Source organism: Pectobacterium carotovorum, from assembly GCF_900129615.1.
Taxonomy (GTDB): Bacteria; Pseudomonadota; Gammaproteobacteria; order Enterobacterales; family Enterobacteriaceae; genus Pectobacterium; species Pectobacterium carotovorum.
Window position 1 is genome coordinate 45,312 of the sequence record NZ_FQWI01000007.1, and the last position, 14,314, is coordinate 59,625.

General features: G+C 56.7%; 11 protein-coding genes. 4 read left to right on the top strand and 7 right to left on the bottom strand.

Translation table 11 applies throughout. The features are described 5' to 3' along the window. Nucleotides 1–4: 4 nt before the first annotated feature. From BUB06_RS14625 to BUB06_RS14635, 3 genes are read right to left on the bottom strand one after another with little or no spacing between them, the layout of a single operon-like run. Complete coding sequence (locus tag BUB06_RS14625; RefSeq protein ID WP_039474885.1) at nucleotides 5–406, bottom strand: ExbD/TolR family protein; 402 nt, start codon at nucleotides 404–406, stop codon at nucleotides 5–7. Nucleotide 407: 1 nt separating this feature from the next. Continuing rightward, complete coding sequence (locus tag BUB06_RS14630) at nucleotides 408–1,124, bottom strand: MotA/TolQ/ExbB proton channel family protein (RefSeq protein WP_039474883.1); 717 nt, start codon at nucleotides 1,122–1,124, stop codon at nucleotides 408–410. 10 nt (nucleotides 1,125–1,134) lie between these two features. Next, on the bottom strand, nucleotides 1,135–1,998 hold the full coding sequence (locus BUB06_RS14635) for an energy transducer TonB (protein WP_039474881.1): 864 nt from the start codon (nucleotides 1,996–1,998) through the stop codon (nucleotides 1,135–1,137). A gap of 457 nt (nucleotides 1,999–2,455) precedes the next feature. Between BUB06_RS14635 and BUB06_RS14640 the strand changes: the two genes are divergently transcribed. The 4 genes from BUB06_RS14640 (at nucleotide 2,456) to BUB06_RS14655 (ending at nucleotide 9,368) form a co-directional block, all read left to right on the top strand. Continuing rightward, on the top strand, nucleotides 2,456–3,463 hold the full coding sequence (locus BUB06_RS14640; RefSeq protein WP_029368112.1) for an ABC transporter substrate-binding protein: 1,008 nt from the start codon (nucleotides 2,456–2,458) through the stop codon (nucleotides 3,461–3,463). A 173-nt stretch (nucleotides 3,464–3,636) separates the two neighbouring features. Continuing rightward, nucleotides 3,637–5,856, top strand: a complete 2,220-nt coding sequence (locus BUB06_RS14645) for a TonB-dependent receptor (RefSeq protein ID WP_039474967.1) — start codon at nucleotides 3,637–3,639, stop codon at nucleotides 5,854–5,856. A 4-nt stretch (nucleotides 5,857–5,860) separates the two neighbouring features. Continuing rightward, nucleotides 5,861–8,641 carry an exo-rhamnogalacturonan lyase family protein gene (locus tag BUB06_RS14650; RefSeq protein WP_039474879.1) on the top strand — a complete coding sequence of 927 codons (2,781 nt, stop codon included), beginning with the start codon at nucleotides 5,861–5,863 and terminating at the stop codon, nucleotides 8,639–8,641. 34 nt (nucleotides 8,642–8,675) lie between these two features. Next, nucleotides 8,676–9,368 carry a DUF6250 domain-containing protein gene (locus BUB06_RS14655; RefSeq protein ID WP_039474877.1) on the top strand — a complete coding sequence of 231 codons (693 nt, stop codon included), beginning with the start codon at nucleotides 8,676–8,678 and terminating at the stop codon, nucleotides 9,366–9,368. Here the strand turns inward: BUB06_RS14655 and BUB06_RS14660 are convergent. The 4 genes from BUB06_RS14660 to BUB06_RS14675 all read right to left on the bottom strand — a co-directional run bounded on the left by BUB06_RS14660 (nucleotide 9,355) and on the right by BUB06_RS14675 (nucleotide 14,063). Further along, on the bottom strand, nucleotides 9,355–10,284 hold the full coding sequence (locus BUB06_RS14660; RefSeq protein ID WP_039474873.1) for a LysR family transcriptional regulator: 930 nt from the start codon (nucleotides 10,282–10,284) through the stop codon (nucleotides 9,355–9,357). The two genes, BUB06_RS14655 and BUB06_RS14660, sit on opposite strands and share 14 nt — an antisense overlap. Nucleotides 10,285–10,742: 458 nt before the next feature. After that, nucleotides 10,743–11,705, bottom strand: coding sequence for a 6-phosphofructokinase (pfkA, locus tag BUB06_RS14665; RefSeq protein WP_010281567.1), 963 nt, complete (start codon nucleotides 11,703–11,705; stop codon nucleotides 10,743–10,745). A 206-nt stretch (nucleotides 11,706–11,911) separates the two neighbouring features. After that, a complete protein-coding gene (fieF, locus tag BUB06_RS14670) occupies nucleotides 11,912–12,814 on the bottom strand; it encodes a CDF family cation-efflux transporter FieF (RefSeq protein WP_039474964.1) in 903 nt (300 codons plus the stop codon). 61 nt (nucleotides 12,815–12,875) lie between these two features. Next, nucleotides 12,876–14,063, bottom strand: a complete 1,188-nt coding sequence (locus BUB06_RS14675) for a sugar transporter (RefSeq protein WP_039275814.1) — start codon at nucleotides 14,061–14,063, stop codon at nucleotides 12,876–12,878. Between the last annotated feature and the right edge of the window lie 251 nt (nucleotides 14,064–14,314).

The window sequence follows — 14,314 nt, forward strand, 5'->3', positions numbered from 1 at the left end:
TACGTTATTTTTGCGTTAGCAGGGATAGACGCGTAATCCCCGCCTGCTCGACATCGGCCAACAGCGCGGCAACTTCGCCGTAATTCGCTTCTTTATCCGCCTGCACCTGCACCACCAGATCCGCGTTACTCGCTTTAGCCTGTTGCAAGCGCGGCACCAGCTGTTCCCGCGCCAGATTCTCTTTATTGATGAACACACGCTGCTCACCATCAATGCTGATCACCACCGGATCGGCGCGATCGGCCGGTGCTACCGCCGACGTTTTCGGGAGCTGAATCGGAATGGCATTGGTCAACATCGGCGCGGTAACAATAAACACCACCAGCAGCACCAGCATGACATCCACAAGCGGCGTGATATTCATTTCACTCATGACGTCTTCATCATTACGCGAGGTAAACGCCATATCAGACCACCTCTCTCAGGTTCTTCACGGAGAAAGCGGTGGCCGATGGCTCCGCGCTGGTATGAAACGTGCCGACATGAAAATCGTTCGCCTGCATCACGCTGTAGACGTCATGGGCAAAGTCATCCATGTCTGCGACGGCCAGCTTGAGGCGACGCAAAAAGTAGTTGTAGATCAGCACCGCAGGAACCGCGACGGCAATCCCGATGCCGGTGGCAATCAACGCGTTGCCAATCGGCCCCGCAACGGTGTCGAGACTGGCGGAACCCGAAAGCCCAATCTCCTGCAACGCCGCCATAATCCCCCAGACGGTGCCAAACAGGCCGATAAACGGCGACGTACTGCCGATACTGGCCAGAACCGCCAGCCCGCTTTCCAGCGAACGGCGTTCACGCTGAATCTGCTGTTGCAGCGCGCGCTCAACCCGATCGGGCAGATGAATATTCAGCGCAAGCTGCCCGCTAATCCGTTCCGGTGCTTTGACGGCAGCCAGCGCCAAATTGGCGAGTGAGCCGGGCTGTTTTGCACTGGTTTCTGGCGTCTGACTGACGTCATCCTGCTGCCAGAAGGCGGCGCGAAAACGTCGATCGCGTCGCTGCGCCCGCCCGTATTGGACGAATTTCAGTAGCCCCAGCCCCCAGGTGACGAGAGAAAACAGCAGCAGCAACAGGATCACCGCGCCTTCCGCAGAAAAGAGTTCAATGTGTCCGAGCGTCATAACCAATACCTCATGAATTTAGCGAAAAATCGACGGGAACCACCACCCAGCCGCTAACCGGCTGACTGCCACGGCGCGCCGGAACGAAAGACCAGCGCCGCACCGTGTCTCTGGCGGCATCGTCCAGCGAGGGATAACCGCTTGATTGATGGATCCGAATGGTTTGCACCTTGCCGTCGGCACGCACCTGTACGTTCAACAGCACGGTGCCTTCATAACCACGGCTAATCGCCACGTCGGGATAAGACGGTGCGGGATTATGCAGGTAGTCAGCATTCGCGAGCGGCGGCGTCAACGGTGCATCAACGGGCTGTGCGACGGCCTTTTGCGCCACCGGAGCAGGTGTTATCGGGGCCGTTGCCGATGCAGCTTCCGCCTGAGGTTTCGGCACCGGCGCGGGCGGGTTCTTTTTCACCGCAACCTTTTTCGGCGCGGGCTCAGGCTTTTTCTCAGGCTCTTTTTTCTCAGGCACTGGCGGCAACAGCGCGTTGTCATCCACCGGCTTGTCCACGGGAGGCGGAGTAAGTTCCGGTGGTGGCGTGACGACGTCAGGCTCAATAGGTTCAGGTTCGGCTGGCTGGGCTTGCAGAACTGGTTCGGCAGCCGCAGCAACCAGCTCGATGCTGACAGGCTGTGGCCGGGCAGGCACCGTAACGGGCGGTGTCGATACGCTGTTGAATAACGCCAGCACCACCGCGTGCAATAGCAACGTCGCTATCACCGCCAGCCAGCGTTCCGGTCGAGACGAAACCGTCGTATTCAACGTCGGCAAGCGCGGTTGCACGACGCCGCTCACCCGGCTGGCGTGCGGAGTCGGCTCCGGTGAATAAGACCGGGATCCTGACGCCGCTCCCGCATAGAGTAATTCCGTCATGGTAAGTGCTCCTGACCGTGTTTATTTATACCCGGCATAATTCACATTGCAGGCGTCATGGATAGATGACCTGAAATCGCGGTGGAATAATCGATTCTTCCCGAGAGCTTAATAAAGTCAACGTATGTATCTGTATATCGATATTCATTTAATTATCTATTTCATCGGAAAGATAATCGCGTCCATTGTTTAACGACAAACTAAAGGCAATAAGTCCCGCTAGGCTAATGCATAGTTGGAATAGTTTTTTTTCGTTCGCTGCATAACGATGAAATAAGCGATGAATGCTGATTTAGCTATTTACTAAAAATAATAATGCTTTTTTTGTATTAGTCAGTTTATTGCCAAGCCTTTAAATGTGGTTCTGCAACGATATGACGCCGTGCTAAATCGGCGCAATAACAACATTGATATTCACACACTCACATTCAAACACCTCATCACTGGCGGACGAAACATGACAACATCAGGACGAAAATGGTTAGTGACCGGCTTATTGGCAATGGGTATGGCCTGGTCAGGCATCGCATCGGCTATCACTGAAATTCGTATTGCCGCACCAGACATTGGCGCAGGCACAAAACCCAGCGGCGGCGGCCTGCTCGACGTCATCCACAGCCAAAAGCTGCTGGAGCGCGAGTTCGGCAAAGATGGGATTAGCGTGCGCTGGACATTCATTAAAGGTGCCGGCCCCGTCATTAACGAAGCATTTGGTAACCATCAGGTTGACGTGGCCTATCTGGGTGATTTAGCCAGCATTATCGGCCGTTCTCGCGGTCTGGATACCCGAGTGATCGCCGTGGCATCACGCGGCATCAATCACTATCTGGCGGTGGCGAAAGGCTCCGGTATTGAGAAAATCCCCGATCTGAAAGGCAAACGCATTGGGATCTTTCGCGGAACAGCAGGCGAGCTGTCCTTCGTTAGCGCGCTCGATTCACAGGGTCTGAAACCTTCTGACGTTAAGCTGATCAATCTCGATTTCGCGGCGGCGAGTGCGGCTTTAGCCGCCGGGCAGATTGACGCCACCTGGGGCGGCAGCAATACGCTTTCGCTGCGGGATAAAGGGCTGGCGGATGTTCCGCTGTCGAGCCGTGACCTGGGCGGCGCCGGCCAGCTCAGCGGCTTCCTGCTGGTGGATGAGAAATTTGCCAAAGGCAACGAGGATATTCTGCGGCGCTTAGTTAAAGTCCAGCGCGAGGCGGCAAACTGGGCCAGCGATGCTAAAAATAAAGATGAATTTATTCGACTCTTAGCCACCCAGTCAGGCTACCCGGAAAATATATTACGCGTCGAGTGGGATACATTACCGCCATTATCTGAGCGTCTTTCACCCGAATTAGATACCGCCTACGTGGAAAAATTAAAACGTGCGGTAAAACTGGCCTATGAATCACGCCTTATTCGGCAGCCTTTTGATGTCGATAAATGGCTGGATGATTCTTATCTGAAAGCCACCCAGTAATTTATTTCCCCCAAAAGATTATAGCCCACGTATTGCCGTGAATTTCACGGCAATCGGCAGCCTATTGACGACATTCGGAAGAAGCCATGTATTTAAAAAGACACCAGCAGTATTTCAAAAAACATCAACAGTATTTAAAAAAACACCAGCGCAACATAACGTCAGGCATTTTAATGAGCTGCGTCTTAACGCTTCCCGCGATAGCGCGGGCAGCCGACCCACAAGTCACAACGGATAACCCATCACAACAGATAACACCCGGCACCGAGGCGGCAACCGCCGCCCCGGTCCAGTTGAAACGCGTGAAAGTTAACGCTCAGCGTGTGCCCGTTCAGCCGCCGACCACGCTGGCCTCGGTGATCGATGGCAAAACGCTCGAAGAAGAGCGGATCTACCGCTTCGAAGAACTGTCGCAGCTGGTGACAGGACTGGATGTCGACACCGTCGATGTGATGGACACCACGGTGACCATTCGCGGGATTGGCGACGGCGGCGAGAGTGGCACCAACATCGGTATGCCGGGCAGCGTGGGCCTGTTTGTCGATGGCGTTTACTTGTCCCGCCCCGGCGTCATCTCTAATGATTTGCTGGATATCGACAGCACCCGCGTGTTGAAAGGCCCGCAGGGCGCGGCCTATGGCTTTAATACCACTGGCGGCGCGATTGATATTCGCACCCGCAAGCCGACCTTCACGCCTGAATATTCACTGGAGCAATCGTTCGGGCAGCGTGGCTATCTGCAATCCAAACTGATGGCGTCCGGGCCACTCAGCGACCACTGGGCGGGACGCATCAACCTGTCACGCACGGAGCGCGGCGGAAACGTCACGAATATCGAAAACGGCCATAAGCTGGGAGGCAGTACCAATAACGGCGTGCGCGGCCAACTGCTTTATCAGCCCAATGACAGCTTTAGCCTCAGAATCACTGGTGACTACAGCGATTCCACCCAGCGTCCGGTCTCTGTATTAGTGAGTGCAACTGACGACTTTCGTACCCGCGCACAACAAACTGGCCTCAAGGTCGTCGGCGGTCGTCAGGTCGCGATGGACGACGAAAATGTGATTCGCGTTGCGCAAGGCGGTGGCTCGGTAGAGGCCAACTGGAAGCTGAAGAGCGGCTATAGCCTCAACTCCCTGTCGTCACTGCGCTATTTCCGCGTGCTGCCCAGCACGGCGGATAACTGGAATATCCCGCTCTATCGCGACAGCGGCGCTGACGTACGCGATCGCGTCTGGTCGCAAAGTTTTTGGCTCGATTCGCCCAAAGGCAATGTCTTCGATTATTCACTGGGCGTCGATTACTGGGGAGAAAACCTCGATACCGAGGCAAACAGCCGCTACTACAACGACAACCGCGTGCGGACGTGGGTCGGAAATGGCTATCAGGGCATTAACGTGCAGCGCTTTGGCACGCTGGATGACACCGTCTATTCCGTCTATGGTCGCGGGACCTGGCATGCCGCCGATAAACTGGATGTCATTGTCGGTCTGCGTCAGACCTATGAGAAAAAAGAGGGAACGTTCCAGCGTAAAAATCGCGCCACCTTTGACTCTGGCCCACTCTCGCAAACCAACCACCTGCCCTCTGGCTCCGTCAGCCTGAACTGGTTCGCGGCACCGAATGTTACGCCTTACGTCACGCTGGGCTACGGGGAAAAATCCGGCGGCCTGAACGTCTCATCTGGTGCCGCAAGACAGCTGGGGATTGATTCGCTGTACGTCGATCCAGAAAAAACCCGTTCGGCAGAGCTAGGGGTCAAAACCCACTGGCTACAGCGCAAAGTGGAATGGAATACCGCTCTGTTCTGGAGCGTCGTCGAAGATTTCCAGAACAACGCCTATGACGAAGAAACGGATACCAGCTATCTGATTAACGCTGGGAAATTCCGCTCGCGCGGCGGCGAAACGCAGTTAACGCTGCGCCCCGTTGACGGCCTGAGCATCAGTCTGGCCGGTACCGTTCTGGATGCCCGCTACCTGAATTTCCCTAACGCCCGCTGCCCGGCAGAAATCTCCGCCGTCTCGTGCGATATGTCTGGAAAGCGCGTCTTTAAATCCCCCACGCTGAGCTACAACACGCGCGTGCGTTATCAATGGGATACGCCAAATAACCTGCAAGCCTCAGTTTCCGGTCAATGGTCATGGCGGAGCTGGACCTACGGCACGCTCGACGATTCCGAATCAAACCGTATTCCCTCGTACGGCGTCCTCAACCTGTCTAGCGGGCTGAGCGGCAAGCAAGGTGACAACCGCTGGAACGTGTCGCTGTGGGTGAAAAACGCGCTGGATAAAAACTACTACCGCTCGGTCAGAGGCTCCAGCGCCACAACGGGCGTGATTGGCGAACCGCGTATGGTCGGAATATCAGTCGGCTACGATTTCAAAGGCTAACGTCATGGACAAGATGACTTACTCACGCCGACGCTTCCTGCGCGACAGCACGCTGCTGGCGCTGTCGGCACCGTTCTGGACATCTGCGCACGCCGCCGCACCGCTGGCCCCAGCCTCTGCCTACGCTGGCGAATCGGCGCCGCAGGTCGGCCTGCGTTGGCTAGATGGGCAGCGGCCTCTCGCCTTCACTGGCGTAACCTGGGGCGTCCCCTGGCCACAGGGGGCGGTACGCAGCGACAGTGGTTTTCAGTTGCATGATGCGCAACAGCGAGCTTATGACCTGCAAAGCTGGCCGCTGGCTCGCTGGCCGGACGGCTCGATTAAATGGTCGGCGCATGCGCTGGGCGGCGACATTCCGCCGGAAGACGGGCTAACGCTGCGGCCGACAGCCAAAGCTGAGGAACCATCAGGTTCCGGGATGGTCAGCGAGCATGACCACGGCTGGACGGTGGATACCGGCCGCATTCGCTGCGTGATTCCACGCTCAGGCTCTCGCCTGATCGAAGAAATTTGGCGGGATAATCGGCTGGCATTAACCAACGGCAGGCTGGTGTTGCGCATGCAGCGAGGTGTGGAGGCGGATAGTACGCTGACGCAGGATACCTATCAGGGCGTGCTCGACACCGTCACGGTGGAACAAAGCGGGCCACAGCGGACGGTGATTGCGCTACGCGGTAAGCACCACGCGCAACAACAAGGGGTGGCGCACATCCCCTTTATTATCCGGCTGTATAGCTATGCGAACACCGACTCGCTGCGCGTCATACACTCCCTGATCTATGACAACGACGACGATCTTCTCAGCCTGAAAGGACTTGGGCTAGCGTTTGACGTTCCGCTACAGGGGGAACTGCACGATCGCCACGTACGCTTCGTTTCGGATCAGGGGGGGCTCTTTCGTGAAGCGGTACGCGGCCTGAGTGGGCTACGTCGCGATCCCGGCGCAGCGGTTATCGCGGCACAGTTGGCCGGGCAAGCCACGCCACCAATCGCAGATTTTTCACCGGAGGTCGGGAAACGGCTGGATTACATTCCCGCGTTTGGCAGCTACCGCCTGACGCAGCACCATCCCGACGGCTTCCAGATACACAAACGCACTGCGGCCGGACAGGGCTGGCTCCTTTCCGCCACGGGTGACCGGGCGGCAGGCGTCGGCTATCTGGGCACGCCAGCCGGCGGCGTGGCATTCGGCCTGCGAAATTTCTGGCAGAGCTATCCCGCCAGTCTGGAAATCGACAATGCCCACACCGACGTGGCGACCGTCACGCTCTGGCTATGGTCGCCGTGGGCAGAACCAATGGATATGCGCTTTTATCATGACGGGCTGGGTCAGGATACCCATGAAAAACAGCGTGAAGGGCTGGCGATCACCTATGAAGATTACGAACCGGGTTTCGGTTCGGCGGTCGGCGTGGCACGCACCAGCGAACTGTTTATCGATGTGCTGCCCGCGACGCCTGACGCGGAAAATCTGGTGAATCGGGCGCGGCGCATGCAGCAACCGCCGCTGCTGGTCGCGGACGCACAGGATCTGCACCGCGCGCAGGCGTTTGGCCCACTCTGGGCTCCGGCTTCTTCCTCTGCCACCACGCCCGGCCGCATCAGGCTGGAGAAACAGCTGGATACGTATTTCGATATCTACCAGCAGGAAGTCGAACAGCGGAAATGGTACGGCTTCTGGGATTTCGGCGACGTGATGCATACCTATGACAGCGACCGCCACGTCTGGCGCTACGATGTGGGCGGCTATGCGTGGGACAACTCGGAACTCAGCACCGACCTGTGGCTCTGGTATTACTTCCTGCACAGCGGACGCGCCGAGGCGTTTCGTATGGCAGAAGCCATGACGCGCCACACGGGCGAAGTTGACGTACACCATTTGGGGCCATTTAGTCCGCTGGGGTCGCGGCACAATGTCCGCCACTGGGGCGACAGCGCCAAGCAATTGCGTATTTCTACCGTCGCCAACCGCCGCTTTCTCTACTATCTCACCGCTGATGAACGTATCGGTGAATTGATGGACGAACAGATCGAGGCACTGCGTACGCTCGGCACCGTGCTGCCCGGCCGCAAGATTGGGCAGACATCGCCCGCCGATCCGCATCACGTCAGCCTGAGTTTTGGGACAGACTGGGGCGCGGTAGCCGCCGCCTGGCTAACCGCCTGGGAACGACACGGCGATCCGGCAATGCGTGAACGCCTGCTGACCAGTATGCAAACCATTGCCGCCCAGCCGCACGGCTTTTTCACCGGCGGATCGGCTATCGACCCCGATACGGGCCGTATCGAGCTGGCTCCACCGGATCAGGTGGAAATTTCACATTTGAGTGCGGTTTTTGGTCTGACAGAAATCTGTAGTGAGCTGGTTGAAGCGCTGCCCGACCCTGCCTTTACCCGCGCATGGCTCGACTACTGTCGGCTGTATAACGACCCCGCCGCGTTAAGCGCAGCCGTGGGTAAGACGGTGAAAAAACTCAATCTGGCTCAGGGACATGCCCGACTGACCGCCTTTGCCGCACGACGGTTAAACGATCGCACGCTGGCGCAGCGCGCCTGGGCAGAATTTACCGCGGGCAGCGGCGGTATCGCCCATCCGACTCTCGAACAGCGGCGCTTAACGCCCCCCACCGTGCTTTACCCAATCAACGAGGCGCTGATTGATTCCACCATCGATAAACATTCCGGCAGCACCGCAGCCGCCAATCTGGCGACCAATGCCGTCGCCCAGTGGGGATTAACGGCCATCGCCCTGCTGGCCTTGCTGGATGACATTCCCTCTTCTTAATGCCGCCCCCGGCGGCACGCTACAGGACATCACCATGACTGACCCAAGCTGTACTGAAAACACGCTCCTTCTGTCGCCGCAGGCAGACAGCACGCATGAGATTATCGATTCGCCACACCGTTCAACGTTTATCTGGTCCACGGATTCAACGGGCCAGCCGCTACGCTGGCAGGTGGAGCAGGAAGACCCTGACCGCACGGCGATCCAGACCACGCCTGATCGCCTGACGCTGGAAAGCGCCGCCGGGCTAACGATCTGGCTGGATGCGCCGCTCTCAGGCACCTATCGCATCGCCTTCACGCGCGAGATTCTGGTTGCCGATCGTCCCTATGACCGCGTGTCCGACCTCAACCAGTTCTGGGCCGCGCGTGACCTGCATCATTCGAACCTTTTTACCCGGTACGGCAAGCTCAACGAATATGACAGCCTGAATCTGTACTATGTCGGTATGGGCGGCAACTGGAACAGCACTACGCGCTTTCGTTATTACGACGGTCACGGCGAACGCCTGCTGCTCGGTGAGTACACCGATGCTGCGCATCTGCTGCGTCCGAATCATCGCTATAGAATTGTGATTGAAGTGGATCGGCGGGAAACCCGTTTTTGGGTCGACGATGTGCTCTATTTCCATGCCAGCTATCCGAGCACGCCCGCTCCGGGCTATTTCGGCTTTCGGACGGTATTTTCGCGTCAGGAAATCAGCGAGTTCAGCATCACTCCGCTGTAAGCGCTACTGGTGTACCGTGCAGGTCGCTGTCGACCTGCACAAAAGTTTCAATCAGCTTGCGCGCCAACAGCGATAGGCGGGCGTCCGCCAGATAAATAATGCCGTAATGGGTATAAAACTCGTCGGTATTGTCGTCCAGACCGGCAATCTTCAACATGTGAATGCCGTGCCGATCGGGCTCGTTGAAATGGTTAGTTGTCCCGATGGCATCCGAATGGCGTACCACATCCAGCAGACTGTAGCCATTTTCACACTCAATGTTGGTGCGAATATCCAGTTTACCGCTCAGCTGTACCAGCGCACGGTGGAGGTTGGGTGGACGTATCGTTGCCGCCAGCGGGTAGGAAAAGAATTGTTCGACGGTAATCTCTTCCTGCGCCGCCAACGGATGCCCGCTACGGCAGCAAAATCCCCAGCGGTGCTGGCTCAGCGGCTGAACCCGATAGCGGGTATCGAATTCAAAGTTGCGCATATCCGCCACGATGAAATCCAGCTCTTCAGCCATCAGCCGATGGCCTAGCGCCTGCCAATTATCAACGCGAAAGACCATCCGCACCTTTGGATAAAGTCGGGAGAAAGCCCCGATCACCTGCGGCATAAGCCAGGCCGCGGGGGCTGGGCCGCAGCCAAAATTCACTTCACCCGCCTCTTTCTCATTGAACTGCTGGATATCGTTAAACAGGTCGTGCGTCTGATTAATCAGGCGACGCGCATGTTCCAGCACCACCAACCCTTTCGGCGTCGGCTCCAGTTGGTTCATGCGATCAATCAGACGGGTGCCGATGGTCTGCTCCAGCGACTGGATGCTACGGCTGAAGGCCGATTGGGAAAGCTTCATCGCCTGTGCCGCCGACGTAAAATTGCGATGCTCAATCAGGGCAATAAAGTGGCGCAGTTGGCGAAGATCGATATTCATAGCGGCACTCGGCGTGTCATCAGGACGGAAGGAATTTGCAGGCTAGCAGGTCTGATCGTACAGAAAAAATAATAAAACCGCTTTTTATATTCTTACTGGTTATATATGCAGCACGGTCTCTTATACGCCAATCCAGAGGCATCGCGGGTTTTGCCGTTATCCGGCGTAAAAAATTATGCTGAGGAGATAGCGGGCTTAGGATGAGCCGCAGGGACGCGGCTCAAGCTTGCGCCACGTCGGGAACGTGTCGCAAGCGGTCCGTTAAGCCAGATACCGACGAAGGCACCGCGTAGCGGCATAATTCGCGCCAAAAGCCAAGGGGTCACGGGGCGAGCGGCGCTTAAGCCGCCCCGTGTCGGGCGCGTGCTACGAGGTAGCATGAAAATAACAACATTACCGCGCACGAAACCGTCTCAGCGTCCGCATAAAATGGACTAAGAGACGGAGGATCAGATTTCTTAGAACAGTTTCTTCGCTGTATCCAGCCAGTCGCCTTTGAAAGGACGCTTCATGTTCTCAATCGCATCAACGATGTCGTGGTGCACCATTTTTTCATTCTGGATACCGACACAGCGGCCGCCGTAGCCCTGCTGTAGCAGCTCAATAGAGTAGGCGCCCATGCGCGAGGCCAGAATACGGTCGTAGGCAACCGGTGAGCCGCCGCGCTGAATGTGGCCGAGTACGGTCGCACGGGTTTCGCGTCCCGTTTCTTTCTCAATATATTTCGCGAGTTCATCGACATCGCACACCAGTTCGGTGATCGCCACAATCGCGTGTTTCTTACCTTTCTCAATGCCCGCTTTGATTTCACAGACCAGATCTTCCGGGCTGAATGGCACTTCCGGCAGAACGATGAACTCACAGCCGCCGGCAATCGCTGCCGCCAGCGTCAGGTCGCCGCAGTGGCGTCCCATCACTTCAACAATGGAAATACGCTGGTGTGAAGAGGAGGTGTCGCGCAGGCGGTCAATCGCTTCCAGCACGGTTTCCAGCGCGGTAAAGTAACCGATGGTGTAGTCCGTACCCGCGACGTCGTTATCGATCGTGCCGGGCAAGCCGATACAAGGGAAACCCATTTCGGTCAGGCGCTTGGCACCCATATAGGAACCGTCACCGCCGATGACGACCAGCGCATCCAGACCGCGTTTCTTCATGTTTTCTACGCAGACCTGACGCACCGCTTCATCACGGAACTGCGGGAAACGCGCGGAGCCCAGAAACGTGCCGCCACGGTTAATCACATCCGATACGCTGTAGCGATCCAACTGCTCCATGCGATCTTCGTACAAGCCCTGATAGCCATCATAAATACCGAAAATTTCCAGCCCTTCCGATAGCGCAGCGCGAACCACACCACGAATTGCGGCATTCATACCTGGTGCATCGCCACCGCTCGTCAACACTCCGATTCTTCTAATCATGACAACCTCTGGACTTGTAGATGTAATTTTGCAGGATTCTTCTATCGTAAATTCACCGCCGCCGTGAAACAGGCAGCAACGCCTTATTCTTTTATTAGCATATTATAACAAACACCCGAAGCTGAATTGATTCAGGTCAGGCTAAATTGTGCATAAATTTTCATGGCGTATCACGTTTTTAACATAAAATGCTGAAACATAGCCGACTACGCCGTCAATCTGCCACGCTGATTTTCTGGCACGGCAGAAACCGGATCCTGATGGATAATAATATCGGCACCCGGAAACTGTTCACGTAATGCCTGCTCCAGATCGTCTGCGATTTGATGTGCCTGAACCAGCGGCAGCGCGTCATCCATTTCCAGATGCAGTTGAATAAAGCGCGTTGGGCCGGAACGTCGGGTACGCAACGCATGTGCGCCGCGAATGCCCGGCCAGTTCACAATCACCTCAGCAATAGCGCGATGCTCGTCCTCCGGCAGGGCGCGATCCAACAGCGACTGCACGGCGTCATACCCCATGCGTAACGCGCTATATAAAATATAGCCGCCAATACCCAATGCAAACAGGGAGTCGGCGCGCGTAATGCCTTTCCAACTGAGCGCCAGCGCTACCAGAATCGCGCCGTTCATCAACAGATCGGACTGATAATGCAGCATGTCCGCACGCACCGCCTGACTGTGCGTACGCTTCACGACCCAGCGCTGGAACGATACCAGCAGCAGCGTGGTCACCAGCGCAATGAGCGTCACCCACATGCCCACTTCCGGCGCGTGCAGCGTCTGCGGCTCCAGCGAGTGTTGCAGCCCCGTCAGGATCAGGAACAGCGCCGAGCCGGAGATAAACATGCTCTGCGCCAGCGCGGCCAGCGATTCCGCCTTACCGTGGCCGAACGCATGTTCAGTATCCGCCGGTTGCAGCGAATAGCGCACCACCAGCAGGTTCACCAGCGACGCGGCGATATCCACCAGCGAATCAACCAGCGACGCCAGCAGGCTCACCGAGCCGGTGTGCCACCAGGCAAACACTTTCATTATGAACAGCACCAGCGCCACGGCCGTCGCGCTCACAGCGGCCAGCGTCACCAGACGCGCATAGTGTGGATTCATCATGCCCTCACGTAAGACGATGCCCTTACATACAATAACTAGTTCAGGTCGTCGCTTGTATTCAGTTCGTTAATGACGTTTTTAACACACGGGAATAGCGGACAAACGTAAAAATACAGCACACGGTTGCCAGTATCGCCATTGCCGCGCCAATGAAGCCGATGTCGGGCAGGCCCAAATGGACAATCACCTGATTGCCCAACAGCGCACCGCCGCCGATCCCAATGTTATAAATCCCCGAGTAGAGCGCCATTGCCACATCGGTGGCATCCGACGCCAGCGTCAACACTTTGACCTGCATGCCCAGGCTCAGCGCCATAATGGCGATACCCCAGACGACACACAGCGTCGACAGGCTCCAACCGCTGAATGACAAAGGCAGCAAGAGCAGTAAACACACCGCCAGAAACGCGAACGAGACAATCAAGAAGCCCGCCGGATATTTGCTGCTGTAGCGGCTGAACAGCATGCTGCCAATGATGCCTGCACCGCCAAAAACCAGCAGCAAGATGGTGGTGAAGTTTTCACTCAACAACGCCACTTTCTGGATAAACGGCTCAATATAACTGTAGGCGGTAAAATGCGCCGTCACGATCATCACAGTCAGGCCGTACACGCACAGCAGCGCCGGACGTTTAAGCAGGAGAGGCAAACTCTTCAACGAACCGGAATTACTGCTCGGCAGCACAGGCAGCAGCCGCATCAGGCCCAGCATAATCCCCGCGGCGATCAGACCAATAAGGACAAACGTCACACGCCAGCCCAGATACTGCCCGACCACGCGACCCAGCGGTAACCCTAGCACCAGCGCCAGCGCCGTGCCGGTCGCCAGCAAGCTTAATGCCTGCGCTTTTTTGTCCGCCGGTGCCAGACGCACCACCAGCGATGCCGTAATCGACCAGAACACCGCGTGAGCCAGCGCCACGCCGATACGGGCGATAACCAGCACCCAATAGTTCCAGGCCAGACCGGACAACACATTGCTGACGGCGAACAGGATAAAGATTTTAATCAGCAGGCTGCGTCGCTCCATATCGCTGGACATCAGCATGCAGGGCAGCGACATCAGCCCAACCACCCAGGCGTAAATCGTGATGATCAGCCCAACCTGCGCGGCGCTCATGGAAAAGCTGGCAGCGATATCTGACAACAGCGCGACAGGGGCAAATTCAGCGGTGTTAAAAATGAAGGCCGCCAGAGAAAGGCTGACGACGCGTAACCAGGCGGTCGAACGGGAAGAACGGGTCATGGTATTGATATCAAAAGTTAAAATAAAAGAATGCGCCCCCTGTCGTGGCAGAGGCTAACGCGATGAAGCAATGGTACAGGGAAAGTATGACATCACCGTGTAATCGGCGAGCGGCCAAAGGTGTTTCAGCGTGCTTTTATGAGGATGTCAGCCAAAAGCCTGAAGACAGGTAAGGGAACATTCATGAGCATCATTTTTGGTGCTCATATTCTACGCTTTACTACTCCCTTACGCTGTCTTTTTCGTGCCCT